This is a genomic window from Streptomyces sp. NPDC091282 (genome assembly GCF_044757385.1).
GTDB lineage: Bacteria > Actinomycetota > Actinomycetes > Streptomycetales > Streptomycetaceae > Streptomyces > Streptomyces gramineus.
In genome coordinates this window covers 962109-989102 of sequence record NZ_JBIVUX010000002.1, presented here as the reverse complement: position 1 = coordinate 989102, position 26994 = coordinate 962109, and the positions used below count along the sequence as shown (strand labels likewise).

Here is a 26994-nt window from a genome sequence, read left to right as displayed (position 1 = left end):
AGGGCGGGGTCAGCGGCTGAGGAGGCCCTGCAGCACGCGCGTCAGCTCGTCCTCGGGCTTGGCGGGCAGGCCGGCGGAGCGCCACGCGACCATGCCGTCGGGGCGTACCAGCACCGCGCCCTGCGGGGTGACGCCGTGCGCGGCGGCCCAGTCCTCGCCGCCGGCGGCCACCGCCGGGGAGGTGTCGAGGTCGAAGTCCGGTCCCGCGCCCGCGCGGTAGGACACCAGCGGGACGTCGAGCCGGCCCGCCACGGCCAGGGCCGCCGACGGCCACGGCCCGTCCGCGAGACCGCACAGCAGGACGAAGTCCCGCTCGTACAGGTCGACCGTCGACCTGTCGGCACCGTCGTGCACGACGGCCATGTGCGGGGCCCGGGTGCCCGGGTCCCCCTGCAGGCGGAGCGTCTGCGGGATGGTCGGCGCGTCGGTATCGGCGCCGGACACGGCCGTGGAGACGTAGCGGTAGCCGAGCGACACGGTCATCAGGTCCGTGCTCTGGCCCCCGCCCTGTGCGGCGGCGTAGCCGGGGTGCTGCTCACGGGCGGCCTGCTCGATGGCGCGGGCACTGGTGGCCAGGGCGACCGGGCGCCGCTCGTTCTCGTAGGTGTCCAGCAGGCCCTCGCCCGCCCAGCCGTTCAGCACGGCCGTGATCTTCCAGGCGAGGTTGTGCGCGTCCTGGATGCCCGTGTTGGAGCCGAAGGCACCGGTCGGCGGCATCTCGTGGGCCGAGTCGCCCATGAGGAAGACCCGTCCCTCCCGGTAGCTGTCGGCGACCCGGTCCGCCGCGTGCCACGGGGCGCGTCCCGTGACCTCGACGTCCAGGTCCCGTACGCCGGCGGCGGCCCTGATGTGGTCGGCGATCCGCGTGTCGGTGAAGGACTCCAGCGTCTGGCCGCGCTCGGGGAACCACGGGACGTGGAAGACCCACTTCTCCTCGTTGTCGACGGGCAGCAGCACCCCCTCGCCCTCGGTGCCGTTCAGGTAGCACACGAGGAACCGCTGGTCCTCCACCACCTGGCGCAGGAGCTTGCTGCGGAAGGTGACGCTCACGTTGTGGAACAGGTCGCCGCCGCCGCTCTGCCCGATGCCCAGCCGCTCGCGGACGGGGCTGCGCGGCCCGTCGGCCGCCAGCAGGTAGGCCGTGCGCACCGAGTAGGTCCGGCCGCTCTCCCGCTCCCGCAGCTCGCACGTCACACCGTCGCCGTCCTCGGCGAAGGAGATCAGCTCCGTACCGAAGCGCACGTCCCCGCCCAGCGCGCGGGCGTGCGAGAGCAGGACCGGCTCCAGGTCGTTCTGGCTGCACGCACACCGCCGGGTGGAGCAGACGCCCGTCTCGGGCGGCTGGGACCGGCCGGTGAGACGGGCCGAGAGCCAGCGGCTGTTGCCGCCCGCGAGCTTGTCCGTCTGCATGATGCCGTGATTGCCGGACAGGACGGCCGCGGCCTCCCTGATGTCCGGCTCCAGGCCCGCGGTGCGGAACAGTTCCATCGTCCGCATGTTGTTGCCCCGGCCCCGGGGATGTTCGGACGTGGCGGCCCGGCGCTCGGCGACCACATGGCTGACGCCCAGCCTGCCCAGGAACACCGACGCGGACAGTCCGACCAGCGAACCGCCCACGATCAGTACCGGCACCATTTCCTTTTCGCGCGTTTCCACGGCCCGTCCTCCTCCAGCGACCCAGCGGTAGTTCGGGCAGCGATGCGCATTCATGGCGGCCCTCGATCCGAACCTCGCACAGGCCCGCGGGGTCGGCAATCGAGCATTCCCCCGGACGGCACACTCCGTTTCCGGGTATCCGTACGGCACTTGTGACCCGGGTCCGCGTCAGGGTGAATCGCGTTTTCCCTTTCCGCGTGGCGTCAATGAATTGCAGGCGTGCAGCCGACCGGTGCCACCGTGGGAAACCGTGGGAAGAGGAGAGGGCCGTCGATGACCCAGATGCAGGAGCAGGAGATCTCGGACGAGACAGCCCGCGCGGTGGACGCGGCGTCCCGCGGCTGCCCGGCGTACCGCGCGGATCCGCACCCCCTCTACCGGCACCTGCGGGAGAACGCGCCGGTCGTCCGCATCACCCCGCCGCACGGTGTGCACTCGTACCTGATCACCCGGTTCGAGGACGCGAAGACCGCCCTCGCCGACCCGCGGATCAGCAAGGACATGTACGCGGCCATCGACGCCTACCGGTCCATCTTCGGCGACTCCTCGATCGCCCTGGACGACAACATGCTGTTCGCCGACCCGCCGAAGCACACGCGGCTGCGCCGGATCGTCAGCCGTGCCTTCGTGCCCCGCCGCATCGAGGCGCTGCGCCCGCGGGTCCAGGAGCTCACCGACACGCTGCTCGACAACTGCTCCACCCGGCAGCCCGTCGACCTGCTGTCGGCGTTCGCCTTCCCGCTGCCGCTCCAGGTGATCTGCGAACTCATCGGCGTCCCCGAGGAGGAGCGGCTGGAGGTCCAGCAGTGGTGCAGCGTCGTCGCGCGGACCGGCTTCAGCAAGAAGGACAAGGACCGGCTGGCCGAGGCGGAGAACACGCTCCGGGAGTACTTCGAGGTCCTGATCGCCCGTAAGCGCAAGGCCCCCGAGGACGACCTGCTCAGCGTCCTCATCCAGACGAGCGACGAGCAGGAGTCGCTGACGGACGGCGAACTGCTCTCCACGCTGTGGGTGCTGCTGTTCGCGGGCCACAAGACGACCGCCTACCTCATCGGCAACGCCGTCTACACCCTGCTCACCCACCCCGAGCAGCTCAAGCAGGTGATCGGCTCGCCCGACCTGCTCCCGAACGCGATCGAGGAGATCATCCGCTTCGAGGGCTCCGTCGAGAACGCGACCTTCCGGCACGCCCTGGAGGACATCACCATCGCGGGGACGCTCATCCCCAAGGGGTCGCTGGTGCAGATCGCGGTCACCTCCGCCAACCGGGACGCCGACGCGTTCGAGAACCCCGACCTCTTCGACATCGCCCGGCCGGGCGTGCAGAGCAAGCACCTCTCCTTCGGCACCGGCCCGCACTTCTGCCTGGGCGCGCCGCTGGCGCGGATGGAGATGCAGATCGCCCTCGCCTCGCTCTTCCGCCGCTTCCCGGACCTCGCCCTGGCGACGCCGGCGGACGAGGCCAAGTGGCTCCAGGTGCCCTTCCCCGCCTTCCGCGGCCTGACCGAACTGCCCATCGTCCTGGACCCCTCGAAGATCGTGGGCGACCGGGCGTCCGGCACGGTCGGCACGGCCTGACACGAGGTCCGCGGCCCCGGCCCCGGTGACGCGCCCGCGAGCACGGCGGGCGCGCCGCCGGAAAAGCGCCGGGACGTCCGGAGCCGGTCCTTCTCCCGACCCGTTCGACGCGACGACGTGTTTCCCGAAGGCGCCGAGTCGAGCCTCGATCCCCAGGCGGGACACGTTCTCATGACCCCACCCGGCCGGCTGCTCACCTTTCCCGCGCTCGCGCTCGCGGAACCCGGGCAATTGCTCCCGGCGCGCGAGCAGATGGCGTTCACACTGGGCTTCCACATCATTCTGGTGCCCTTCGGCGTCGCCCTGACCACGTTCATGCTGATCGTGCATCTACGGGGGCTGCGCAAGAACGACGCCGAAGCCCTGCTGCTCGCGCGGAGATGGTCGAAGGTCGCCGCCGTCCTGTTCGCCGTCGGGGCGATCACCGGGACCGTGCTCTCCTTCGAACTCGGCATTCTGTGGCCCGGCCTGATGAAGAACTACGGAGCCGCCTTCGGGTTCCCCTTCGCGATCGAGGGCCTGTTCTTCTTCCTGGAAGCCATCTTCGTCGCCGTGTACATCTACGGCTGGGACCGGATGCCGCCCTGGGCCCACTTCTGGTCCGGCGTCCCCGTCCCGCTGGCCAGCCTCGGCGGCACCGCCGCCGTCGTCGCGGCCAACAGCTGGATGAACAAGCCCGGCGGATTCACGCTCACGAACGGCGAGGTGAGCGCGGTACGGCCGGCCGCGGTGTTCTTCAACGACGCGTTCTGGTGGGAGTTCCTCCACATGTTCCTGGCCGCGTACATCGTCGCCGGCTTCGCCGTCGCGGCCGTCTACGCGGTGGGCATGCTGCGCGGACGGAAGGACCGCTACCACCGGCTGGGCTTCCTCACCGGCTTCTCCGTCGCCGCCTGTGCCCTGCCCGCGCAGATGGTGGTCGGTGACACCATCGCCCGGTACGTCTTCGACCATGAGCCCGCGAAGTTCGCGGTCATCGAGATGCTGCCGCGGACCGGCGCCCACGTGCCCGAGACCCTGGGCGGCCTGCTGATCGACGGCAAGGTCGTCGGCGGCATCAGGATCCCGGACCTCGCGTCGGTGCTCGCGGGCTTCCGGCCCTCCACCACCATCCGGGGCCTGGACGCCGTACCGGTAGAAGTGCGGCCGACCGTCGCGCAGACCGACATCGTCCACTGGGCCTTCGACATCATGGTCGGGACCGCCTCCTTCATGTTCGCCGTGGCGCTCTGGTTCGCCTGGCTGTGGTGGCGCCGCCGCGACCGGCTCGCCACCAGCCGCTGGTTCCTGCGCGCGGCCTTCCTGTGCGCGCTCACCGCGGTCGTCTGCCTGGAGAGCGGCTGGGTGGTCACCGAGGTGGGCCGGCAGCCCTGGATCGTGGTGGGGCACCTGCTGACACGCGACGCCGTGGCCACGCACGGCGACCTGTGGCCGTTCTTCGCCGGCGTGCTGGCGGTCTACCTCGCCGTCGGCGCCGCCGCGCTGTGGGTCCTGCGGTCCATGAAGAACCGCTGGCGGCGGCAGGGCGACGACGCCGTGTCCGTCCCCTACGGCCCGGAACACCCGGCCGGCCCGCACCCCCGGGGCGTCGAGGGAGCGGTGTCCTGAATGGTCGATCTGGTCGCGGTCTTCCTGTTCATCGGCGTCATCGCCTACGCCGTGCTCGGCGGCGCCGACTTCGGAGCCGGACTCTGGGACCTGGTCGCGGGCGGAGCCGAGCGCGGCCGGGCACCGCGCGCCCTGATCGACTCCTCGCTGGCACCCGTGTGGGAGGCGAACCACACCTGGCTCATCTACTGCCTGGTGTTCCTCTGGAGCGGGTTCCCGACGGCCTTCGCCGCCATGACCACCACCCTGTACGTCCCGCTCGGTCTCGCCGTGCTCGGGATCGTCCTGCGCGGGGCCGGCTTCGCCTTCCGCAAGGCGTCCATCCGCACTCCCGAACAGCGGCTGTACGGTGCCGCCTTCGCCCTCTCCTCGGTGCTGACGCCCTTCTGCTTCGGCGCCATCGCCGGCGCCCTGGCGTCGGGCCGCGTCCCGGCGGAGGGCGACGGCGACGCGGTCACCAGCTGGCTCAACCCCACCGGCGTCCTCGGCGGTGTGCTCGCGGTGCTCGCCTGCGCCTACCTCGCGGCCGTCTACCTCACCGCGGCCGCCCACCAGCGCGAGGACCCGCGCCTGTCCCGGTACTTCCGGCACCGCGGCATCGTGGCCGGCGCGGCCACCGGCGCCGCCAGCGTCGTCGGCGTCTTCGTGCTGCGCGCGGACGCCCCCCGGCTCTTCCGCGGTCTCAGCCACCGGGCGCTTCCGCTGGTCCTCCTGGCGGCGCTCGGAGGCCTGGCCGGACTCCTGCTCCTGTACACCCGCAGGACGCGCGCACTGCGCGCCACGGCGGCGGCAGCGGTCGCGTCGATCATCCTCGGATGGGGTGTGGCCCAGTTCCCGTACCTCCTGGGCACCCACGTCCCGCTCGCGAACGCGGCGGCCCCGGACGCCACCCTCGCGGTGCTCGTAGGCGTCGCCTGCGTGGCGGGCCTGCTGATCCTGCCGTCCCTGGTCCTGCTGTTCCGCCTCGCGGCCCGCGGCGACACGACGGGACCGGCCGGCCCGCGGAGCGGGTGACCGCGCGGCCCCGGACGGCGGCGGGACACGGCCTAGGAGTTGCTCCACCCGGTCGTCGCGGAGTACGAGGCCACCAGGTCGACCACGAAGACCAGGGTCGAGCCCGCCGGGATCGACGGCGACGGCGACTGCTTGCCGTAGCCGAGGCGCGGGGGTACGACGATCTCGCGCCGGCCGCCGACCCTCATCCCCCGCACCCCGCGGTCCCACCCCTTGATGACCTTGCCGCTGCCCAGGGCGAACTTGTACGGCTCACCCCGGTCCCAGGAGGCGTCGAACTCCTTCCCGGTCGCGAAGGTCACCCCGACGTAGTGGACCCTGACCACCATGCCCGGCTTCACCTCGGGCCCGTCCCCGACGACCAGGTCCCGTACGGTCAGCTCGGTGGGAGCGTCACCCTCCGGAACGTCGACCCGCGGTCTCGTCGGTTCGCTCATGGCAGCCTCGTCACCCTTCCGGTGCGCGTGTATCGGGGGGCGGCGTATCAGGAACGCGGGAGCTGGGTGACGGTCTCCAGGTAGAACATGTCGATGCTCTGGACCGCGCGTTCGAAGTCGTCGAGGTTGACCGGCTTGGTCACGTACGCGTTGGCGTGCTTGCGGTAGGCGCCGCTGACGTCCTCGGGGGCCGAGGACGTGGTGAGGACGACGACCGGGATGGTGCGCAGGTCCTCGTCCTCCTTGATGACGGCGAGGAGCTCACGGCCGTTCATGCGCGGCATGTTGAGGTCCAGGACGATCAGGTCCGGGCGGGGGTTGGCCCGGTCGCGGAGGTATTCGAGACCGGCGACGCCGTCCTGGACCTGGGTGAGGCGGCGGGCTCCGCGTGCCTGGAGGGCGTCCTGGATGAGCAGTGCGTCGGCCTCGTCGTCCTCGACGAGCAGGACGTCGTAGGGGCGGGCAGGGGCGATCATCATCACGGACTCCCGGTTTCGGGGCTGGTGGGGCGGTGTGGTGCGTCGGGTGACTGGTGGAGCAGGCCGGGCCAGCGGCGGCGGGCGCCCTGCCGGGTCATGTTGGAGGCCCGGCCGATCTGGGGGTAGCCGGCGCCGGCGTCGGCGGCGGCGTGAGCGGCCTTCACTTCCAGCAGGTCCACGGCCTGGCGGAGATAGGTGAGCAGATGCAGCTGTGCCAGGGCCGTCGCCTGTTCGGGGGTGTGGTCGGCGGGGCCCTGTACGGGTGCGAATACCTCCGGGACAAGCCGCGTGACGAGGTCGTCGATCTCGATGGCTGCGAGGTCGCCGATCTCGGCGTCGGTCATCCGCAAGGAGAAGTGGATGCCTGGCATGGGCACACTTTAGGGCCTGTTCCGAGCGCGTGACAACAATCGTTGTCGTCACGCTAAAGTGTGCACGCCGCGTGCACGTCAGGCGGACATCCGAGTGAGGGGCACACGAGATGACCGCAGGTCAGGCACATCCGGAGCCGGTGGTACGGCGAGGCGCGACGGCACACTGGGCGACACGCCGCTGGTTGCAGGTGAGTGTGAGCTGCGCCCTCGTGCTGCTGGCCGTGCTGAGCGGCCTCGGCGTGTGGACCCTGAGCCGGGCGACCTCGATCACCGACAACCTCGTCAACACCCGCTCACCCTCGCTGACCAACTCGGTCCGCCTGGAGATCGCACTGGTCAACCAGGAGACCGGCATCCGCGGCTACGGCCTGACCGGCCAGAAGGAGTTCCTCCAGCCCTACCGGCAGGGACTCACCGACGAGAAGACGGCGGTCGACCGGCTCAGGCAGCTGCTCGCCGGCAACACGCGCGGCCAGGCCGACCTGGAGACCGTCCTCGACCGCGCACGGACGTGGCAGGAGCGGATCGCCACCCCTGTCTCCCAGGCTCCCGCGGGCGCCCCCGTGCCGCTGGCCACCGACCGGGCCACGGAGGGCAAGGCCGCCTTCGACCACCTGCGCCAGGCCATGACGGCCCAGCAGGATCGTCTTCTCGACGCCCGCACCAGCGCGGTGAGCGACCTGCGGAACGCCCAGCGGCTGCGCAACTGGATCTTCGCCGCCATCGCGCTGGTGATCGTCCTGATGGCCGTGGCCGCGTTCGAGGGGCTGCGCCGTGGCGTCACCGACCCGCTGGCCCGGCTCAGCCACGACGCCAGTCAGGTCACCGGCGGCGACTTCACCCACGCCATCGCCGCGTCCGGCCCCGCCGACCTGCGACAGCTCGGCACGGACATCGAATCCATGCGCCGCCGACTGGCCGACGAACTCGCCGTGAGCGAGGAGCAGCGCTCCCTCCTGGACGAACAGGCTCTCGATCTCAAACGCTCCAACGAGGAGCTGGAGCAGTTCGCCTACATCGCCTCGCACGACCTTCAGGAACCCCTGCGCAAGGTCTCCAGCTTCACCCAGCTGCTCCAGCGCCGCTACGGCGGTCACCTCGACGCCCGTGCCGACCAGTACATCTCCTACGCCGTCGACGGCGCGAACCGCATGCAGGTCCTCATCAACGACCTGCTCGCCTTCTCCCGCATCGGCCGCGTCCACAACAACGACGGACCCGTCGACCTCAACGCGCTCGTCGACAAGACACTCGACACTCTCAGCCTCTCCATCGAGGAGTCCGGCGCACGCATCACCCGTGACGACCTGCCCACCGTCACCGGAGACGCCACCCAGCTCGGCATGCTCTGGCAGAACCTCATCGCCAACGCCGTGAAGTTCCGCGCCCCCGACCGCACGCCGGACATCCACATCGCCGTGTCACGTGAGGCAGGCATGTGGAACTTCTCCGTCACCGACAACGGGATCGGGATCGACCCGGAGTACGCCGACCGCATCTTCGTCATCTTCCAACGCCTGCACACCAAGGACAGCTATCCCGGCAGCGGCATCGGACTGGCCATGTGCAAGAAGATCGTCGAGTACCACGACGGCACCATCGCCCTCCGGCCCACCGGCGGCCCCGGCACCCGTATCGCCTTCACCCTCCCCGTCGGCACCCCGGCCGCGGAGGGCTCCGGATCACCCGTGCGGTAACGCTCGCCTCCGCCTCAGGCGTGGGCGCGCAGAGCGACGAAGTGACGTTCCGTCGAAGAGGTGGTCCACTGCTCGGCGACCGTCCAGCCCGACGTCAGGGCGTACCGGACCAGGGCGGGGGAACCGACGGTCGCCCAGGAGAAGAAGGGCCCGACGGGCCGCTGCCCGGCGTGCATGCGGACCCGGCGGCACTCGTCCACGTCGCTCTCGACGCACTCCACGATGAGCAGTCCCCGGCCATGGACGAGGCCTCTGATCCGCCGCAGCAGCACGCGGGGCGCGCCGCCGATCCCGATGTTCCCGTCGATCAGCAGCGCCGTGTCCCACGAACCCTCCCTCGGCAGGGGACCGAACACCGACCCGCTGCGTGCCGCGCCACCCCGCAGCAGGGTCGAGGCCACCGCCGAGGGCGACACGTCGATCCCGAGCACCTCTCTTCCGCACGACGCCAGCGCCTCGACGAGCCGGCCGCCACCGCAGCCGATGTCCAGCACCCGGCCCACGCACCGCTCCACGACCGACCGGTCCCCGGCGTCCGCCCGCCCTGTCCACCGCCTGACGTCGAGAGGCAGACTCCAGCCCTCCCGGTCCCGCAGCGACAGGTCGCCCGCCCCCGCACGGACCGCCTGTCCGTAGGCGGGGCCCGCCCAGGGGTCCGGGAAGTCGGCCTCCGGTGATCCGGCGGTGGTCACACACGCTCCCCGTGGTCGTGAATTCCTCGCATGGCCGGAACGGCCGTGCACGACGCTAGTGAGTCCCGCGCGGTCCCGCCTTCCGGGAGTGTCGAACGGGCGTGCGGACGCGGACACCGCCTCCGTTCGCCAGGGCGGCGCCCGTCCACCGTGCATATGAGTCGCTTACTGCGCCTTTCGGGTGAATACGAGCCGAGAGACCCGTCCTTGAGCGACGCGGGCCCGGATTACCGCCGTCCGAGGCGAACGGCGCGTCGGACGGCGGCCGGATCCGCCGATGCCGGCTCTGTGAAGGAGAAGAACATGATGTCTCGTGTGATGCGCGGTGCTGCCCTGCTGGTCGCGTCCGGTGCCGTGGTGCTGGGCGGTGCCGCCGTGGCGTCCGCCGACGCGGGCGCGCAGGGGGTCGCCGTGGGCTCTCCGGGCGTGCTGTCCGGCAACGTCGTCCAGATCCCGGTGCACATCCCGGTCAACGCCTGCGGCAACTCGGTCAACGTGATCGCCCTGCTCAACCCGGCCTTCGGCAACACCTGCGCCAACCTCGGCCGGGGCATGTGACCGGCTGACCCCGTCGGCCGCCGGCGCCTCCCGGGACCCTGGAGGCGCCGGCGGCGGCACCCCGCCGATCGCCGTGCCCGGCATATGCGGGGCACCCCTTTTCAGGCGTAGCAGGGTTCCCGCCGACCACGGTCGATTTCCATGGCCGTATATCCGTAGCAGGTCCGGACGCGGATTGGTCCGAGAAAAAAATTCATCGGATCGGGCGGACGGCCAATCCGGGGAGTCCGCGGATCCGGATTCCCCATGTGGCCGACGAAGAGATCGACACCGCCGTAGAAAGCAGCGCGTTCCGCAGTCCGGAATGCAGGCGGCGCGCGCGAACTCCCAGTCAGCATTACTGATTTCGAACAACTTTTTTCCCCGTCTGCAGGCGGCACGTGCCGTACCGACAACAGGAGATTCATGATGAACACTCGTATCCGCCGTTCCGCGGTCGTCCTTGCCGCCGCCGCCGTGCTTCCGCTGGCCCTGAGTGCCTGCTCCGACAACAGCGGTGACTCCGCGAAGTCCAAGACCTCGGACAAGGCGTCCGCCTCCGGCAGCAGCATGGGCGGCGGTGGCGCGACCACGGCCGACGCGCCGTTCGGCCCGGCCTGTTCCGGTGTGCCGAAGAGCGGTGCCGGTTCCTTCGACGGCATGGCCAAGGACCCGGTGGCCACGGCCGCCTCCAACAACCCCGCGCTGTCCACCCTGGTGACCGCGGTGAAGAAGGCAGGACTGGTCGACACCCTCAACAACGCCCAGGGCATCACGGTGTTCGCGCCGACCAACGACGCCTTCGCCAAGATCCCGAAGGCGACCCTGGACAAGGTCCTCGCGGACAAGGCCCAGCTCACCAAGATCCTGACGTACCACGTCGTGGGCCAGCCCCTGGCGCCCAAGGACCTGAGCAAGGGCTCCTTCGACACCCTGGAGAAGGCCAAGCTGACCACGTCCGGCTCCGGCGAGTCCTACACGGTCAACGACTCCGCCAAGGTCGTCTGCGGCAACGTCAAGACCGCCAACGCCAACGTGTACATCATCGACACCGTCCTGATGCCGTCCAGCTGACGAGCCATCAGCACAGCCGGGTGCCTGCTGTCACGGCACCCGGCCCCCGACTCCTGTGACGGGGAGAAGGGTGAGGGGCGGGGCACATGCCCCGCCCCTCACCGCTGTATCCGAACCGGCCCGTCGCCCGGCCGGTGAGAAGAGATGACGGAGCACAGCCCATGTCGGCGCTCTTCCGTGTCCGCGCCCTCGCCGTCAGCGGCACGCGCCTGTGGTGCGCGGTCGCCGGTCCGCTGACCGCGGGCACCGCTCACGCCCTGCGCACCGAGCTGACCGACCGATGCGCGGGCGCGACGGTGGTCGCCCTCGACCTGCGCCAACTCACCTGCGTCTCAGCGGGGGTTTTGCTGCCCGCGCCGTGGCCGGACGGCCCCCGCGCGATCCATGTTCTGGCGTCGGAGTCGTTGAGCTCCCGCACGGCCGAGGACCCACGTCTGCACTGGCACACCGAACTCCGGACCGCCTGGCAGGCGTGGTCCGCGCTCTCCCTCTGAGCCTGGGCACGGAACCGGACCCGCGGATCCCCGCCCCTACGATCGCCACCTGACACGGGCCTCCACCGCATGAACGGAACCGCCCCAGGCGCCTGAAGCGACCTGGGGCGGCATGGCGACTCGGCCGGGCCGGCCTCACCCGAAGGTGAAGGAATACGCCTGGACGCCCGGTGTGACCCGGAGTTCGAGATGTGCCGTCCGGGCCGTGTTCTCGTCGACGAGACGGTACAGCGTGGGCGTGCCTGCCACCGGTACGCTCTTCACGGTCTTGCCGTCGACGAGGACGGTGACCGTTCCCTTGCCGCCGAGGACGAGGTTGACGTTCCTGGCCCGGTAGGTGAACGCGAGCCGTGCGTGGTCGCCCGCGGTGAAGTACTGGTACCCGGCCGTCCATGTGCCGTCCAGAGAGAGCCTGTTGACCGGGATGTCGCTGGGGAAGCGGTAGGTCCGCGGCTTGTCGTTCAGGAGCGGGTCACCCACGTACCCGCTGATCCGCATATTGCTGAGGTAGGTCTCCGGAGTGCGGTCCTTGGTGAGTTGCGCGTCCCGCTGCCCCGTCTTCGGGGGCAGTACGACCGACGGGTCGGCCTGCTTGAGCAGGGTGCGGATCAGGTCCTCGGTCTGGGCGTACTGGCCCTCACCGAACTTGAAGTAGCGCACGGTCCCGTGGGAGTCGATCAGGTACTTGGCCGGCCAGAACCGATTGCGGTAGTTGTTCCAGGTGGTCAGCTGGTTGTCGAGGGCCACCGGATACGTGACACCCAGCTTGCGGGCCTGACCGGCGACGTTGGCGGCGTCCTTCTCGAAGGCGAACTCGGGAGAGTGCACGCCGATGATCTCCAGCCCGGCGTTCCGGTAGGCGCGGTCCCACGCCTCGATGTGCGGCAGGCTCCGCTGGCAGTTGATGCACGAATAGGTCCAGAAGTCGACCAGGACGACCTTGCCGCGCTGCTGCTTCAGGTCGACCGGCCGTCCGCCCGGAGTGTTGAGCCACTTCGCGATGCCGGCGATCGGCGGTGCCTGTCCGCACGCGCGCAGCTCGTCCACGCCGTCCTCGCAGCGCGAGAGTTCCTTGTTGGAGTCGTCGTACAGACCGGACAGCTTCTGCCGGGCCACGTCACTGTCCTCGATCTTCTTCTGTGCCGCCGAGGTGTAGTCGGGCAGGGCCCGCTGGATCGAGTCGGTCACGTTGAAGGCCAGCGCCAGCGCGAGCGCCGTCATCAGGCAGCCTGCCGCGATCCGCAGGCCCCTGGCCCGCTTGCGGAAGGCGCCGACCCGCTCCGCGACCCGCCGTCCCGCGAGTGCGAACACCAGCAGCGGCAGAGCCGTGCCCAGGGCGAAGGAGACCGTCAACGCCACGATGTCCAGGCTCAGTTCACCGCGTGCACCGGCGACGGTGATGGCCGCCAGCACGGGCCCGGCGCACGGCACGTAGAGCAGACCGAGACCGAGGCCCAGCGCGAACGCGCTGCCCTCCTTGTTGACCTGCCGCTGCGGAATCCGCGCGAAGGGCTTCTCCAACAGCCGCTCGACCGGCGGGAAGACCAGCCCCAGGGCGATCAGGACCAGCAACGTCAGCCCGACGTAACGCAGGATGTCGTCGGGCAGGCCGAGCGCGGAGATGATCGTCACGCCGAGCAGGGTGAAGAAGCTGAAGCTCAGCACCAGGCCGGCGACAACGGCGTACGGCCGCCGGTTGCGTGGGGCCGCCTCGGACGGCGGACCGGCCACCAGGACGTCACCGTGGCTCTCTGCGGACAGCGGGACGGCCCCGTCACCGCTCGCCCGGCCGGTCGGTCCGCCCTCGGGTGCCGTCGTACCGCCCGGCGGACCCTCGCCCGCCCTGCCGCCCGGCCCGCCCGCCAGGAACACCACCGGAAGCACCGGCAGGATGCACGGCGACACGGCCGTGATCAGCCCTCCCAGCAACCCGATCAGAACCAAGGTGATCATGCGAAGCAGCCTCCGGGGTACAGGTCGGCCCTCCCGGCCGGCTCCCCCCTGATCCGAAACAGCCCGCCCTTCCGGATTGGTCGCGCGTCCGGCTCTGCCCCAGACCAGAGACATATCCTCACCCTTCAGGGTGAAGTATGCCGAAACGGCCAATCTGTCCGGCAGTCGGCTCCGGATCCCCTCCTGGAAGGCGCCCGTGATCGAGCGGACGCCGTTACAGATGAGGAATGGGGCGTGATGGGCGTAAACCGAATCGATGACCGGCTGTTGCGGCAGCTGACCGAGGAGTCGCAGGACCTCAACAGCAGTGCCGTGCGACGAACCGGAACGGAGTTCGGCCAGTTGGACGGGCGGACCTCCCGCAACGACGTCATGGCGTTGCAGACGGCGGCATCGCTGGAGAACCTGGCCGTCGACGTCTATCGCACGGCAGCGGGCCTCCCCTTCATCCGGCACGGCAACAAAACGGTGGCCGCCTTCATCGGCACCACCATCAGCCAGCACTCCGCGCACGCACGCGCGTTCAACTCGGCGGTCACACGCGCGGGCGGGCGGGCGCAGCACTCGCCCGACCCCAGGTACGCCGCCGTCGTCAAGCAGGCACTGCCCAAGATCAAGGGCCCGGCCGATGTGGTCGCGCTGGCGATCACCCTGGAGGACGTCGCCGCGCAGACGTACACCAAGAACACCGGGCAGGTGCACGACGCCCGGCTGCGGACACTGTTCGCCTCGATCGCGCCGGTCGAAGCCCAGCACCGGGCGGTCCTGCTGGCCGTACAGGCGCTTCTCAAGGCCGGGAAGCCGCAGTTGGTCGCTCTGCCGACCCACATCTCCGCGCTGCCCTCGGCGGCGGGCTCGGTCGGGTTCCCGAGTGCCTTCTACTCCGTCAAGAACGCTTCTCCGATCACCGAGGGAGCCGTCAGGTGAACACCACCGAGCAGGGCTGGGAGCTGGGCATCAGCGAGGAGCAACTCGTGCGCCTCACCGGCGAGATGGAGGAGGCGCACCAGGAGTCCTTGCCCGCGATGCGCGCAGGGGTCGCTGCGCTCACCGAGGAGGTGCGGGCCGGTGACGTCGACCGCCGCCGTTTCCTCGCGGGCGCCGGAGCCGCGGTCGCCGTGGCCTCGGTTGCGGTCGCGGCGGGCGCCGGGGCAGAGCCCGCCGTCGCGGCCGAGAGGTCGTCCGCGCCGGCCGCGCAGAGCAGCCCCTACACCGGAGACCTGCGGGTCGTCGCTCTCGCGGTGGCCTTGGAGCACCAGGCGGTCGGAGCGTACGACGCGGCCCTGAAAGCGGCCCGGGCGGGCAGGCTCGGCGCGGTGCCCCCCGCGGTGGGTACCTTCGCGACAGTCGCGATGAAACAGCACGCTGAGCATGCCAGGGCCTGGAACGCGGCGCTGACCGGCGCGGGGCGCCCCGCGGTGCAAGGAGTGCCGCTGTCCAACCAGCCCGCCACGCTCAAAGCGCTCGGCCGGGCCAGGAACGTCGGCGAGGTCGCCCGGCTCGCTCTCTCGCTGGAGGACCAGGCCGCGCAGACCTACCTCTTCGCCGCAGGCCACGTCAGCAGCCACGCGGGGATCACGACAGCGGCGAGCATCGCCCCGGTCGAGGCGATGCACGCCGCCATCCTGCGCTTCGTCCTGGGTCAGTATCCGGTCCCGGATGCGTTTCTTCGGACGGACCACGCGGCGAAACCCGCACTGCTGACCGTGTGACATCTCGACTGACCGGCCGCACCACTGCCTGAGGCTCCGGTCATGGACGGCAGCCCGCCCGGCGGCCCGTGCTCGACGAAGACCGCGCTCTCGGCCATGAGCCTGAACGCAACGAGCCGCCGGCCCGGGTGACCGCTGGACCGCGCGGATTCGGACCCTGCCGTCGAGCGAGTACGACCGCCCACCTCGCGCATCCCGAAAGGACCACCATGCATGTCCTTCGCTCCGCCGGACTCTTGTCGCGGGCGGCTATGACCCGTACCACTCTGGTCGTACTTGTCCTCTCGGCGGCCTGCCTGCCACCCGCGACCGCACATTCGCAGCCTGCTTCGCGGGCGAGTCCGGACCGCATCGTGATCAAGGACTTCGGGTTCAGCCCGAAGCGGCTGAGGGTCGCTCCCGGCACAGTCGTGACCGTCGTCAACAAGGACACCGACCCCCACACGGTGACCGCCAACGGCTCCGCGAATTTCGACACCGGACGCATCGTCCCAGGTGGCAGCACGCGGTTCACGGCGCCCCGTACTCACGGCGACTACCCCTACCGGTGTGACTTCCACCCGTTCATGTCCGGCGCGCTCACTGTCGGCTGACCCTCTGCCTGTGTCCTGAGAGGCCGTCACAGACAAGCTCCCCAGTACCGGCCCCGACCGCACGCCGACCCGGTGCCGTACTCCCGAACGCGCGTTCTGGGACCCGTACCGGCACAGAGTCGGCACACACCACTCGTACCTGCTCGTGCCGGAGGGCAATACCGAGGTTGGCATCAAGGAGTACGCCGAGAAGTCCAAGAGCCATCGGGGTCTTGCTCCCACTCACGCCGGTGAGGTGTCTGACGGCGGGCGTTCACGGACGACGCGCAGGGAGGCCTGAGCGCTGCTCGTCGGCTGCTGCCGGACGACGAAGACCCCTCTCCGGAGGGACTGCCGGAGTCCGCCGTCCAGATGACGACATGCTGCCGGGTGGCGGTCGGCCTGGTCGGTGTCCCGGCCCGAGTACGACGGCGGCGCGGGTCAGCCCGGCAGCGAGCGGTCGGTGCCGGTGCCGGTGCCGGTTCCGGTTCCGGTCTCGGTGGCGGCCGAGGCCGTGGAACCGGCCCAGGACGCGAGGATGCGCAGGGCGTCGTGGGAGGGGGAACCGGGTTCGGCGGACCAGACCACGAGCTGCTGGTCGGTGTCGGCGGTGGAGGCGAGGGTGTCCCAGTCGAGGGTCAGCTCGCCCACCACCGGATGCCTGAGCGTCTTCGTACCGACTCCGCGCACCGCGACGTGGTGGTCGGCCCACCACCGCCGGAAGTCGGCGTCCTGGACCGACAGCTCGCCCACGAGCGCGGCCAGGCGCGGACTGTCCGGGGTGCGTGCCGCTTCCATGCGCAGCTGGGCCACACAGGTGTGGGCCACGTTCTTCCAATCGGCATACAGTTCCCGCATGCGCGGGTCGGTGAAAACCAGGCGGATATAGTTCCGGTGCTTCTCCGGAATGCTCGCGAAGTCGGTGACGAGGGCCGCCGCGAGTGGATTCCACGCGAGAATGTCCATGCACCGGCCGAGAATGATTCCCGGGGTCGTGGCCAGGTCGTCGAGCAGACGCTGCAGCCGGGGCTGTGCCTTCTGGGCGGACCGGCGTGCCGGCCTGTCCGAGGGGCGCCCGGCCAGCTGGAACAGGTAGGTGCGCTGGTCGTCGTCCAGCTGCAGGACACGTGCCAGCGTGTTCAGCACCGGCGCCGACGCCTGCATACGGCCCTGCTCCAGGCGGGTGTAGTAGTCGGTGCTGATCGAGGCCAGGGCGGCGACCTCCTCGCGGCGCAGCCCCGGGACGCGGCGGCGGGCTCCGCCCTCGGGGAGGCCGACCGTTCGCGGGCTCAGGTCGGCTCGGCGTGCCTTCAGGAAGGCACCCAGTTCATCGGGGCGCGCACGGCTGGTCATGTCCTCCAGTGTCACCCGGCGGGCAGCCGGGGTGGCAGGGACATTTTTATCCCTGGATGGATTCCTCCCGGGACGAAAGTCTCCTCTGGTGGGGGCGCCGGGCGCGTGTGACCGTCGTTTCCGTGGTCCCGAGAAGAATTCCGCGGTCCAGAGAAGAATTCCGTGATCGAGAGAAGAATGACGGAGAGGCGCATGCTCGCCCGTGTCCGGGAATGCGGAACGCGGCTACGGATCGAGCAGGGGGCAAGGCCTCCGAGGTCTTCTCCGGGCCGGGCCGGCCCATCGGGGACTTCACCGCCCCGGTCGCCGGGGCCCGGCCGGACGTCTCCGGTGCCCTCGACGCCGCCGACCTGCCTCCGGACGACCTCGCGCACCTGCGCACCCACTGGGACACACCGCACCGCACCGCACCCACGCACAACAACAGGAGCAGATGATGGAAGCCATCACCTTCCCCAACGGCCCGATCACCATGGCGGGCAACCTCTACCTGCCCGACGGCGCCGCCCCGGGCACCCGTCACGCGGCCGTCGTCGTAGTCCACCCCGGTGGCGGCGTGAAGGAACAGGCCGCCGGACTGTACGCGAGCAAGCTCGCCGAGCAGGGCTTCGTCGCGCTCGCCTTCGACGCCTCCTTCCAGGGCGACAGCGGCGGCGAGCCCCACCACCTGGAGGACCCCTACGCCCGCGTCGAGGACATCCGCGCCGCCGTCGACCACATCCAGTCCCTCGACTGCGTCGACCCGGAGCGCATCGGCACCCTGGGCGTCTGCGCCGGCGGCGGCTACAGCGTCAGCGCCGCGATGACCGACTACCGGATCAAGGCCCTCACCACCGTCAGCGCCGTCAACATCGGCACCTCCTTCCGCCGCGGCTGGTACGGCACCGATTCCGACGCGGCCGCCGTCCCCACCCTCAGGGCCCTCGCCGAGCAGCGGACCGCCGAGGCCACCAAGGGCGCCGACCCGGCCTACCTGTCCTACGTCCCGCCGGAGCCGGACGAGAACACCCCGCGCGACCTGGTCGAGGCAGGCGACTACTACCTCACCCCGCGCGCCCAGCACCCCAACGCCAAGAACAGGTTCCTCTTCACCAAGAGCGTCTCGCGGATCTTCACCTTCGACGCCTTCCACATGGTCGAGGACCTCCTCACCCAGCCGATCCTCATCGTGGCCGGCAGCGAGGCGGGGTCGCTGTGGATGTCCACGGAACTGCACGGCCGGGTCCGCAGCGCCAAGCGGCTCCAGATCGTCGAGGGCGGCAGGCACATGAGCTTCTACGACGTGCCCGAGTACGTCGACCGGGCCGTCTCCCACGCCGTCCCGTTCTTCCGGGAGCATCTGACGGGCGAGACCGCCGACCAGGGCTGATCACCCGCGGGCCGCGCTGCCCAGCCCTTGCCGCGTCATCGGCGTGTGCGGTGGCGGTGGCTACTCCGTCGGCGGCGTCACAGGCGAGAACTTCGGGCGCCTCTTCGGCAAGAAACACCTCGGGCGGTGAGCACCGCCCTGCCCCGCATCCGCGGACCGATCCTGCCGCCGCGGCGGCAAGATCACGTCTGATGTCCGTACGGCCGTTGCGTACGGCCCCCGCACCCACACCCGCACCCGCACAGCAAGGAACACCCCCGTGGAACACGTCACGCAGACCCCGACCGTCAAGGCTCCCGCCGGGCGCTTCACCGGCGATGTCTACCTCAACATGATCGAGACCCCGATCGAACCGGCCCGGCTGGCGGCCGCCCTGGTCCGCTTCACCCCCGGAGCCCGCACCAACTGGCACTCCCACGCCAACGGCCAGGTCCTCTACGTCACCGACGGCACAGGTCTCGTCGGCACCCGCGACGGCGGTGTCGTCCGTGTCGGCGCCGGCCAGACCGTCAAGTGTCCGCCCGGCGAGGAGCACTGGCACGGAGGCACCGACACGACCCTCATGGCCCACATCGCCATGGTCGTCGGCGACGCCGATGGTGACGGCACCACGTGGCTGGAACCGGTGACCGACGAGCAGTACGCCGCAGCGCTCGCCACCGTCGCCCGCTGAGCGCGAGCAGGAGGACGGCCGGGCCGCCCGCCCGGCCGTCGCTCAGAGCCAGTCCTTGCGCTTGAAGATGAAGTACAGGCTGGTGCATACGATCGCCATCAGGACGATGGCGAAGGGGTATCCCAGCACCCAGTGCAACTCCGGCATCTCCCGGAAGTTCATGCCGTAGATCGTGCCGACCAGCGTCGGAGCAAACAGAATCGCCGCCCACGACGAGATCTTCTTGATCTCCTCGTTCTGTTCGAAGCCCGCTTCCGCCAACGCGCGCATCTCCGCGTTCTGTTGCTGGGTGACCAGGGTCGCGTTGACCGTGAGGATCTCCGTGAGGGCCTGGCGGAAGCCGTCCACGCGTTCGCTGATGTGCGTGACGTGGTCGGCGACGTCGCGGAGGTAGCGCTGGAGTTCCTCGTCCGTGTCGTACTTGGCGAAGCCGGCGATCAGGCTGTGCAGCATGCCGACCAGGGGGCGGGTGGCGCGCTGGAACTCGACCGTCTCGCGGGAGAGTTCGTAGATGCGGCGGGAGACCTCCGGGTCGCCGCGGAAGACCTCCGTCTCGATCTCGTCGATGTCGTTCTGGACGCCCTCGACGACCGGGGCGTAGCCGTCCACGACCGCGTCGAGTATGGCGTAGAGGACCGCCTCCGGGCCGAGTCCGAGCAGGTCGGGGCTGTCCTCCATGCGGTGGCGGACCGCCGAGAGGTCCGGTGCCGCGCCGTGTCTGACCGTGATCACGAAGTCCGGGCCCACGAAGACGTGCAGCTCGGCGAAGTCGACCTCCTCCGGCGCGTCCAGGTAGCGGGCGGCCCGCAGGACCACGAACAGCGTCTCGCCGTACCGTTCCAGCTTCGGACGCTGGTGCGCCTCCATCGCGTCCTCGACCGCGAGCGGGTGCAGGTCGAACTCGGCGGCCAGCGAGAGGAGTTCGTCCGAGGTGGGCCGGGCGAGGCCGATCCACGCCATCCCCGCGGGCTGCTCGCGCAGTTCGCGGTACGTCTCCGCGAGGGTCGCCGGCGTCGACATCCGCACCCCGTCCCGGTACAGGGCCGCCTCCACCACGCTCGGCGGCTCACCGATCGGCGCCGCCGCGGAGCCCGGCTCCGGCAGCTCGGCCGTGTCCTGCTCGGGCGGCAGGGCGCGGCGCCAGACGGATCTCCTGGTGCTCCGGCCGTTCCTGCCGTTTCCGGAGTTCTTCGAGGCCGGGGTGGGGCGTCGCTCGGACATCGCGGCCGCCTCTCGGTGGTGACTGCTTCGGCGTGATCCGTGTGATCGTAGTGGCCGGACGCGATCAGTGGGTCGTGGAGCAGGATATACGGGGCACAGGGGCCCGGCCGGGGAGAGGGGCGGGACGCAGTGCGGGCAGCGGACAGGATCCGTCCGCCTCGGGCGCTAGCGTGCGCGGCATGGCGAAGACGTCCTCCGGGCCCGTGCTCGGCACCCGCGCGCTCAACCGTGCCACCCTCGACCGTCAGCTCCTGCTGCTCCGCTCGCCCCGGCCGGTGAAGGACGCCGTGGCGCATCTTCTCGGCCTCCAGGCGCAGAACGTGCAGCCGCCGTACTACGCGCTCGCCGCCCGCCTCGACGGCTTCGACCCGCAACGGCTCTCGCAGCTGATGACGGACCGCGAGGTGGTCCGCATCGTCACCCTGCGGTCGACCATCCACACCCACACCGCCGCCGACGCCCGCACTCTGCGTCCGCTGGTCCAGCCCGCCCGGGACCGGGAGCTGAGCCTCTTCCGCGACGGCCTCACCGGCGTCGACCTGGACCGGCTCGCCGCGTTCGCCCGTGATCTGGTCGAGGCCGAGCCGCGCACCATGGCCGACCTGCGCCGGGCCCTGCACGCCGCATGGCCCGGCGCCGACCCGCAGGCCCTCGCCGTCGCCGCCCGCTGCACCCTGCCCCTCGTCCAGGTTCCCCCGCGCGGACTGTGGGGCCGGTCGGGACAGGTCACGCTGACCACCGCCGAGCACTGGCTGGGCCGCCCCGCCGCACCGGTCCCGGCGCCGGACGACACCGTCCTGCGCTATCTCGCCGCCTATGGGCCCGCCTCCGTCAAGGACATGCAGACCTGGGCCGGACTCACCCGGCTGCGCGAGGTCTTCGCACGGCTCAGGCCCCGCCTCCTCGTCTTCCGGGACGAGCACGGCACCGAACTCTTCGACCTGCCGGGCGCACCCCGCCCCGACCCCGCGACCCCCGCCCCGCCGCGCTTCCTCCCCGAGTACGACAGCCTCCTCCTCGCGCACGCCGACCGCACCCGTGTCGTCGCGCCCGAACACCGCGGCCGGCTCCGGCAGGGCAACCAGCCGTACCGCACCCTGCTCGTCGACGGGTTCGCGGCCGGTGTGTGGAAGCCGGTGGACGACACCCTGGTCGTCGAGACGTTCGGACCGCTGAGCCGGGAGTCACGGGCCGCCGTGCTGGCGGAGGGCGAGCGCACGATGGCCACCCTGCACCCCGGGACCTCGTACGACATCCGGTTCGGGAGCGTCGTATCCGCGTCAGGCCGGTGACCCCGCGTCCCCCCGGTCTTCCGCCGTCACCTCCGTACCAGCGCCGCTCGTCCGGATCCCGGCCGGACGGGGCCCTAGAGTCGGGGCATGGAACTCCGGCAGCTCACCTACTTCGTCGCCGTCGCCGAGGAGTTGCACTTCGGGAGGGCGGCCGACCGGCTGCACATCGTGCAGTCCGCGGTGAGCATGCAGATACAGCGGCTGGAACGGGAGCTGGGCGCCGAGCTGTTCGACCGTACGCCGCGGCGGGTCCGGCTCACCGGTGCGGGGGAGCGGCTGCTGCCCGAGGCGCGGGCCGTGCTGGCGGCGGCCGAGCGGGCCCGGTCCTCCGTCGTGCCGCCGGCCGGGCTCAGGATCGGCACCAGCACCGGACTCGGCGCGCACCTGGACCGGATCCTGGCCGCGTTCGCCCGCCGGGCGCCGGGCGTGCCGGTGGAGCTGTACTCGCTGCCGGCCGCCGAGCGCCTGGCCCGGGTCGCGGGCGGGGCGCTGGACGCCGCGTTCGTCCGTGCCGTCGAGCCGGTGCCCGGCGTGCGGGTCCACCCGCTGTGGCCCGATCCCCTGGTGGCCGCCCTCCCGGCCGGCCACCCGCTCGCCCGGTGTGCCGAGATCGGCGTCGGCGACCTGGCCGGGCTGCCGCTCGCGCTCACCGACCGCCGCACCAACCCTGCCCTGGTCGACCTGGTCGTCGGCGCCTGCCGTGACGCCGGCTTCGAGCCGCTGCCCGGCCCCTCGGGCGGCTCCCTCCAGGACACCCTCGCCAGCATCGGGACCCGCCCGCTGTGGACGGTCGTCTACGCGTCCCACGCGCGCGTCCTGCACAGCCCGAGGGTGGCCTTCGTCCCGTTCCGGGCCCCCGGCCTGGCCCTGGCGACCGGCCTCGCCGTCTCCGCCGCCGACCCGCCCCGGCACCTGGACACCCTCTTGTTGGCCTGCGGCGATCACGATCGCTGATCGCTGCGGTCGCGATCCGCTCCTTGGTCGCGGACGTCCGGTGCGGTGGACTGGAGCCACCGAACAGGAAGCGCGACCAGAGGAGTTCAGCGATGCCGATCGTCACCGTCCAGCAGGGTCCCCGCGACACCGAACTCAAGCGGGACCTGGTCCGGCGGATCACCGACGCGTTCGTCGACGCCTACCGGGTCCCCGCCGAGACCGTCCAGGTGTGGATCCACGAGGTCCCGGCCGACAGCTGGGGCGCGGCGGGCACGCTCACCGCCGACAAGTAGCCGGGCCGGAACCTGGATAGGGGGCGCTGCGGGCTGCTCGTGGTAGCCCGCAACGCCCCCCGGTCACTCACCCGGGCGAAGCCCGGGAAACCTCCGGTTACGAGGTGACCTGAGCGGTCACCAGGTTCGAGAAGGTGGTCAGCCGGGTGTAGACACCCGGGTAACCGGCCTCCGCGCACCCCTCTCCCCAGGAAGTGATCCCTGCCAGGACGCCCCCGATGAGCAGGGGACCGCCGCTGTCGCCCTGGCAGGTGTCTACGCCGCCGGACGTGTATCCGGCGCAAACCATGTCGGTCTGGACGAAGTCCGAACCGTAGGAGCTCTTGCAGCTGGAGTCGGACACGATCGGGACGGTCGCGGTCCGCAGCTGGTTGGAGGAGCTGCCGTTCTCCGAGGTGGTGCCCCAGCCGAGGATGCGGGCCGTGGTGCCGGCCGCGTACAGGCTGGTCTGGGAAGAGCCGGCGTACGACGCCGGGGTGTACGGCATCGCCGTCGAGAGGGTCAGGACCGACACGTCGTCGCCGTTGGTGGCGTCCGTGTAGTCCGGGTTGATCCAGATCTTGCTGACCCGGCTCACCGTGCCGTTGGTGCCGTTCAGGTTCGTCCGGCCGCCGACCACGCGGACGCTGCTGGTGGTCTCGCCCTCCATGCAGTGCGCCGCGGTGATCACCTTGGTGGCCGACACCAGGGTGCCGCCGCAGAACTGGCTCCCCGACGCGTCCGTGATCTGCATCACGAACGGGTACGCGGTGGTCGTGGTCGTCGTGCCGCCGACGATCGGCTGGGGGGCGGCTGACGCGGTGGGGGACGCGATCAGCGCGGTCGCTGCGGCGGCAGCCGTCGCCGCCACGACGACGGCGGTCTGTCTGGCGCGGTTGAGCCCGAACATGAGTCTCCTCAGTGGGGGTTGCCGGTGGGGGGTCGCGCGGGCGTGGGGGGAGCACGGGGGTCGCGGGACCGGCCCCCGTATGCCCGGGCGAGCGGCACATCCATAAGCTAGAACGCGGAACCCCACCCTCCCAATGAGGGAACCCCCTAGGGGGATGGGGGAGGGAAAACCCTCGGTCCGCCTCAGTTAACCGGGAGCGCTCTCACTTCGCGCGCCGCCCTGCCGCCAAACGGACTATGTCCACCCGCGATCGTATGCCCAGCTTGCGGTAGACCCGCGTCAGGGTCGCCTCCACCGTCTTGACGCTGATGAACAGCCGGGCCGCGATCTCCCGGTTGGTGGCGCCCTCCATGACCAGCGCGGCGACCTGACGCTCCATCGCGGCCAGTCCCTCCAGGGCGTCCAGCGCGGCCGGTGCCTCGACCGGCGGCTCCGGCGCGGCCACGGCCTCGTCCACCTGGCGCAGCCACGGCAGTGCCCGGCACCGCCGGAACAGCCGGGTGGCCTCGTCGTACGCCGTGGGGGAGCGCCGCTCGCGCAGCGAGGCCAGGGCGAACGCGGCCCGGGCCTCCTCCAGGCCGTAGCCCAGTTTGGCGAACCGGTCCTGAGCCGAGGTCAGCTGGGCGACGGCCGCCTCGTGCTCCCCGTGCGCCGCCCTGACCAGCGCCTCGGCCCGGTCGAGCGCGGCCAGGACACTCTCTCGGCCGAGCCGGAGCGCGTGCTGCCGGGTGACGTCGATGACGTCCTGCGCCTCGGCCGCCTCACCCACCCGGACGAGCGCCTCGGCCAGGTCGCCCTGCCAGCGGCCGCGCGCCGGGTCGGTGATGCCGAGGCTCTGCTCCAGTTCCCGCACCCGGCGCAGCGAGCGCACGGTGCCCGCCGGGTCGCCCGCCACCAACTGGGCGTATCCGAGGGCGCCGAGCGCCCGCGACAGGTACATGGTGTCGCCGTCCTGCTCGGCGTGGTCGACCGCCTCGCGGGCCAGCGCGAGGCCGCGGTCCACGTCACCCCCGGAGGCCTCGGCCAGTGAGGTGAGCATCGCGGAAGCGGTCTCGCCGATGCCGCTGTCGTGGGCCAGGCGCAGGCCCTCGCGGGCCAGGTCCAGGGCCCGGCCGCAGTGTCCGGAGCGCAGTTCGGTCTCGGCGAGCCCGCGCAGGAAGTGCACCTCGCTCTCCACCTGGCCGCGCCGGCGCACCTCGCGCAGCAGCGCGGTGACCGTGGCCCGTGCCTCGGCGAGCTGGTCGCCCATCACGAGCCAGCGGAACCGGGCGCTGCCGGCCCCGTTGTGATGGCAGGACACGTTCGGGTCCTGGGGTTCCTTCAGGGCGCGTTTGATGGTGGCGGGTGCGGCCGGGTGGCCCATCAGGGTCTCGACCTGGGCCTGCAGGGAGAGCGCGAGCAGTTCGGTGCGCCGGTCGGCGCCGCGCGCCGCGAGGCCGGCGGAGTGCGCGGCCGCCCGCCGTGCCTCGGTGAAGTCGCCCTCCACGATCAGGGCCCGCCAGGCCAGCTGGTAGTGGACCTTGCCGAGCAGCCTCGGGTCGTCGCCGGCGTCGGCGAGGGCCTGCGGGAAGGCCGCGTCGACCTCGGTCATGGTGTGGCCGGCGGAGTCGATCACCAGGATCCAGGCCCGCACCCGGTCGACGGGCCGGGTGGCCCGGGTGAGCACCTCGCGGGCGATGTCCTGGGCGAGGTCCACCTCGCCGGCGCTGATCGCGTCCTCGGCGGCCCGCAGCCGGTGCTCGTCCGGGCCGGGTCTGTCGGCGCCGGGGGTGTGGCGGGCGGCGAGCAGACCCAGCTGCGCGGCCACCGAGGGCGCTCCGCGGTCCCGGGCCTGGGCCGCGGCCTCGGCGAGCCGGGCGGCGACCTCCGGGTCGGTGCCGGTGGCGGCCAGCGCCAGGTGCCGGGCCCGTTCGATCGGGTCGGAGGCGGCCGTGGACAGCGCCGCGTGCGCGGCCCGGCGTTCCTGGGCGGGTGCCTCGGCGTACAGCGCGGCGGAGATGAGCGGGTGGGCGAAGCGTACGGCCGGGCCCTCCGGCTCGGTGGCCAGCAGCCCGAGTTCGGCCGCCTGGGCGCACTCGGCCTCGGCGTTCTCCCGGCCGGCCGCGTGCAGCAGGGCGTGCGTGGGCCGGGCGCCGGCGCTGGCCACCAGCAGGGTGCGGCGGGCCTCCACGGAGAGCATGTCCAGACGGGTGAGGACCAGGGCGCGCAGCGAGGTCGGCACCGGCAGCGGCTCGCCGGGGCGGGGCGGGGTGGGGTTCTCGGCGAGGGCGCGGCCGAGTTCCAGCGCGAAGAGCGGGTTGCCGCCGCTGGTGTGGTGGATCTCCCGGACCGCGGCGCGGGTCAGCGCGGCGTGGCCGCGGTGGTCGAGGAGGTCGGCGACCTGCGTGCGGGTGAGCGGGCCGAGCCGGACGGCGACGGTGTCCGGTGGTGACGCGCGTAGGTGACGGTCGTACTCCTGGCCCTCGGTGCGGACCGCGCAGAGCAGTTGGACGGGGGTGCCGCCGAGGCGGCGGGCGGCGAAGCCGAGGAGTTCGGCGCTGGCCGGATCCAGCCACTGGAGGTCGTCGGCGACGATCAGCACCGGGCCGTCGGCGGCCAGCGTGCGCAGCGTGGAGAGCACCGCGAGGCGCAGGGCGAGGCCGTCGCGTTGCAGGGTGGACTCGCCGCGGCCGGTGAGCGCGGACTCCAGGGCGGTGCGCTGGGCGCCGGGCAGGCGGGGCGCGACCTCGTCGAGGACGAGCCCGAAGAGGTCGGCGAGGGCCAGGAACGGAAGATGGGATTCGGACTCGGTGGCCGAGCAGCGCAGGACGGTGCGGGCGGTGCCGGAGTATTCGGCCTCCAAAGCCCGCAGGACGGTGGATTTCCCAATTCCGGCCGGCCCGTGCAGGAGCACGCTGCCGCCCGAGGCGAGCTGGTCGCGGGCGGCCGAGAGCAGCTCCGCCCGGCCGATGACCAGGTCGGGGCGGCATCGGGCAGGCTCCTGGAAGTCCCGTCGCACGGTCACCGCTCCCCTCGTGTGTCGTGTTCGGGCCAAATTCTAGGCAACGAACCCTGAAATCCGGTCGAACGCCGAGGTGAGGGAAATAACAGC

At 71.4% G+C, this 26994-nt stretch carries 26 protein-coding genes; 16 read left to right on the top strand and 10 right to left on the bottom strand.

Annotation, left to right across the window (positions count from 1 at the left end; translation table 11 throughout):
* Positions 1-9 precede the first annotated feature (9 nt).
* On the bottom strand, positions 10-1635 hold the full coding sequence (locus ACIQOE_RS11515; protein WP_401411577.1) for an FAD-dependent oxidoreductase: 1626 nt from the start codon (positions 1633-1635) through the stop codon (positions 10-12).
* A 294-nt stretch (positions 1636-1929) separates the two neighbouring features.
* Between ACIQOE_RS11515 and ACIQOE_RS11510 the strand changes: the two genes are divergently transcribed.
* From ACIQOE_RS11510 to ACIQOE_RS11500, 3 genes are all read left to right on the top strand, one after another.
* On the top strand, positions 1930-3234 hold the full coding sequence (locus tag ACIQOE_RS11510; RefSeq protein WP_401411079.1) for a cytochrome P450: 1305 nt from the start codon (positions 1930-1932) through the stop codon (positions 3232-3234).
* 171 nt (positions 3235-3405) lie between these two features.
* On the top strand, positions 3406-4842 hold the full coding sequence (locus ACIQOE_RS11505; protein ID WP_401411077.1) for a cytochrome ubiquinol oxidase subunit I: 1437 nt from the start codon (positions 3406-3408) through the stop codon (positions 4840-4842).
* Positions 4843-5856 (top strand): cytochrome d ubiquinol oxidase subunit II, encoded by a 1014-nt coding sequence (locus tag ACIQOE_RS11500; RefSeq protein ID WP_401411075.1) that lies wholly within the window; start codon positions 4843-4845, stop codon positions 5854-5856. It abuts the gene before it with no gap.
* A gap of 32 nt (positions 5857-5888) precedes the next feature.
* Here ACIQOE_RS11500 and ACIQOE_RS11495 read toward each other — a convergent pair whose 3' ends face one another.
* From ACIQOE_RS11495 to ACIQOE_RS11485, 3 genes are read right to left on the bottom strand one after another with little or no spacing between them, the layout of a single operon-like run.
* Positions 5889-6293: an FKBP-type peptidyl-prolyl cis-trans isomerase gene (locus tag ACIQOE_RS11495; protein ID WP_401411073.1), complete on the bottom strand. Its 405-nt coding sequence runs from the start codon at positions 6291-6293 to the stop codon at positions 5889-5891.
* 47 nt (positions 6294-6340) lie between these two features.
* Positions 6341-6772, bottom strand: a complete 432-nt coding sequence (locus ACIQOE_RS11490) for a response regulator (protein WP_351942072.1) — start codon at positions 6770-6772, stop codon at positions 6341-6343.
* Positions 6772-7143, bottom strand: coding sequence for a hypothetical protein (locus tag ACIQOE_RS11485; protein ID WP_351942070.1), 372 nt, complete (start codon positions 7141-7143; stop codon positions 6772-6774). Before ACIQOE_RS11485 ends, ACIQOE_RS11490 begins: the two co-directional genes overlap by 1 nt.
* Before the next feature lie 110 nt (positions 7144-7253).
* On the opposite strand from ACIQOE_RS11485, the gene ACIQOE_RS11480 reads away from it, so the two are divergent.
* A complete protein-coding gene (locus ACIQOE_RS11480) occupies positions 7254-8843 on the top strand; it encodes an ATP-binding protein (RefSeq protein ID WP_401411071.1) in 1590 nt (529 codons plus the stop codon).
* Positions 8844-8857: 14 nt separating this feature from the next.
* On the opposite strand, the gene ACIQOE_RS11475 is transcribed toward ACIQOE_RS11480, so the two are convergent.
* Positions 8858-9535 (bottom strand): methyltransferase domain-containing protein, encoded by a 678-nt coding sequence (locus ACIQOE_RS11475; RefSeq protein WP_351315703.1) that lies wholly within the window; start codon positions 9533-9535, stop codon positions 8858-8860.
* Between the two features lie 306 nt (positions 9536-9841).
* Here ACIQOE_RS11475 and ACIQOE_RS11470 point away from each other — a divergent pair, with 306 nt between their 5' ends.
* From ACIQOE_RS11470 to ACIQOE_RS11460, 3 genes are all read left to right on the top strand, one after another.
* On the top strand, positions 9842-10093 hold the full coding sequence (locus tag ACIQOE_RS11470) for a chaplin (RefSeq protein ID WP_362647868.1): 252 nt from the start codon (positions 9842-9844) through the stop codon (positions 10091-10093).
* Positions 10094-10501: 408 nt separating this feature from the next.
* Positions 10502-11146, top strand: coding sequence for a fasciclin domain-containing protein (locus ACIQOE_RS11465; RefSeq protein ID WP_401411575.1), 645 nt, complete (start codon positions 10502-10504; stop codon positions 11144-11146).
* Between the two features lie 161 nt (positions 11147-11307).
* Complete coding sequence (locus tag ACIQOE_RS11460; protein ID WP_365576860.1) at positions 11308-11640, top strand: hypothetical protein; 333 nt, start codon at positions 11308-11310, stop codon at positions 11638-11640.
* A 135-nt stretch (positions 11641-11775) separates the two neighbouring features.
* On the opposite strand, the gene ACIQOE_RS11455 is transcribed toward ACIQOE_RS11460, so the two are convergent.
* Positions 11776-13593 carry a cytochrome c biogenesis protein CcdA gene (locus tag ACIQOE_RS11455; RefSeq protein ID WP_401411068.1) on the bottom strand — a complete coding sequence of 606 codons (1818 nt, stop codon included), beginning with the start codon at positions 13591-13593 and terminating at the stop codon, positions 11776-11778.
* Between the two features lie 237 nt (positions 13594-13830).
* Between ACIQOE_RS11455 and ACIQOE_RS11450 the strand changes: the two genes are divergently transcribed.
* The 3 genes from ACIQOE_RS11450 to ACIQOE_RS11440 all read left to right on the top strand — a co-directional run bounded on the left by ACIQOE_RS11450 (position 13831) and on the right by ACIQOE_RS11440 (position 15898).
* The gene (locus tag ACIQOE_RS11450; RefSeq protein WP_399011254.1) at positions 13831-14520 is read left to right on the top strand and encodes a ferritin-like domain-containing protein; all 690 of its coding nucleotides are present in this window, start codon (positions 13831-13833) and stop codon (positions 14518-14520) included.
* Positions 14517-15305, top strand: coding sequence for a ferritin-like domain-containing protein (locus ACIQOE_RS11445; RefSeq protein WP_401411066.1), 789 nt, complete (start codon positions 14517-14519; stop codon positions 15303-15305). Before ACIQOE_RS11450 ends, ACIQOE_RS11445 begins: the two co-directional genes overlap by 4 nt.
* Before the next feature lie 251 nt (positions 15306-15556).
* A complete protein-coding gene (locus tag ACIQOE_RS11440) occupies positions 15557-15898 on the top strand; it encodes a cupredoxin domain-containing protein (RefSeq protein WP_401411064.1) in 342 nt (113 codons plus the stop codon).
* Between the two features lie 420 nt (positions 15899-16318).
* On the opposite strand, the gene ACIQOE_RS11435 is transcribed toward ACIQOE_RS11440, so the two are convergent.
* Positions 16319-17230 carry a helix-turn-helix domain-containing protein gene (locus ACIQOE_RS11435; protein ID WP_401411062.1) on the bottom strand — a complete coding sequence of 304 codons (912 nt, stop codon included), beginning with the start codon at positions 17228-17230 and terminating at the stop codon, positions 16319-16321.
* 212 nt (positions 17231-17442) lie between these two features.
* Here ACIQOE_RS11435 and ACIQOE_RS11430 point away from each other — a divergent pair, with 212 nt between their 5' ends.
* The 3 genes from ACIQOE_RS11430 (at position 17443) to ACIQOE_RS11420 (ending at position 19272) form a co-directional block, all read left to right on the top strand.
* A complete protein-coding gene (locus tag ACIQOE_RS11430; protein ID WP_401411060.1) occupies positions 17443-17667 on the top strand; it encodes a hypothetical protein in 225 nt (74 codons plus the stop codon).
* Positions 17664-18599: an alpha/beta hydrolase gene (locus ACIQOE_RS11425; protein ID WP_401411058.1), complete on the top strand. Its 936-nt coding sequence runs from the start codon at positions 17664-17666 to the stop codon at positions 18597-18599. Before ACIQOE_RS11430 ends, ACIQOE_RS11425 begins: the two co-directional genes overlap by 4 nt.
* A gap of 259 nt (positions 18600-18858) precedes the next feature.
* Entirely contained in the window at positions 18859-19272 is a 414-nt protein-coding gene (locus ACIQOE_RS11420) for a cupin domain-containing protein (protein ID WP_401411056.1), read from the top strand.
* 42 nt (positions 19273-19314) lie between these two features.
* Here ACIQOE_RS11420 and ACIQOE_RS11415 read toward each other — a convergent pair whose 3' ends face one another.
* Positions 19315-20493 (bottom strand): magnesium and cobalt transport protein CorA, encoded by a 1179-nt coding sequence (locus ACIQOE_RS11415; protein WP_365561390.1) that lies wholly within the window; start codon positions 20491-20493, stop codon positions 19315-19317.
* A gap of 179 nt (positions 20494-20672) precedes the next feature.
* Here ACIQOE_RS11415 and ACIQOE_RS11410 point away from each other — a divergent pair, with 179 nt between their 5' ends.
* The 3 genes from ACIQOE_RS11410 to dmpI all read left to right on the top strand — a co-directional run bounded on the left by ACIQOE_RS11410 (position 20673) and on the right by dmpI (position 23014).
* On the top strand, positions 20673-21785 hold the full coding sequence (locus tag ACIQOE_RS11410; RefSeq protein WP_401411053.1) for a winged helix DNA-binding domain-containing protein: 1113 nt from the start codon (positions 20673-20675) through the stop codon (positions 21783-21785).
* Positions 21786-21872: 87 nt separating this feature from the next.
* A complete protein-coding gene (locus ACIQOE_RS11405; RefSeq protein WP_401411050.1) occupies positions 21873-22739 on the top strand; it encodes a LysR substrate-binding domain-containing protein in 867 nt (288 codons plus the stop codon).
* 92 nt (positions 22740-22831) lie between these two features.
* Positions 22832-23014, top strand: coding sequence for a 4-oxalocrotonate tautomerase DmpI (dmpI, locus tag ACIQOE_RS11400; protein WP_351315658.1), 183 nt, complete (start codon positions 22832-22834; stop codon positions 23012-23014).
* 97 nt (positions 23015-23111) lie between these two features.
* Here dmpI and ACIQOE_RS11395 read toward each other — a convergent pair whose 3' ends face one another.
* Complete coding sequence (locus ACIQOE_RS11395; RefSeq protein ID WP_351315656.1) at positions 23112-23903, bottom strand: serine protease; 792 nt, start codon at positions 23901-23903, stop codon at positions 23112-23114.
* Between the two features lie 202 nt (positions 23904-24105).
* Positions 24106-26907 carry an AAA family ATPase gene (locus tag ACIQOE_RS11390; RefSeq protein ID WP_365561400.1) on the bottom strand — a complete coding sequence of 934 codons (2802 nt, stop codon included), beginning with the start codon at positions 26905-26907 and terminating at the stop codon, positions 24106-24108.
* Between the last annotated feature and the right edge of the window lie 87 nt (positions 26908-26994).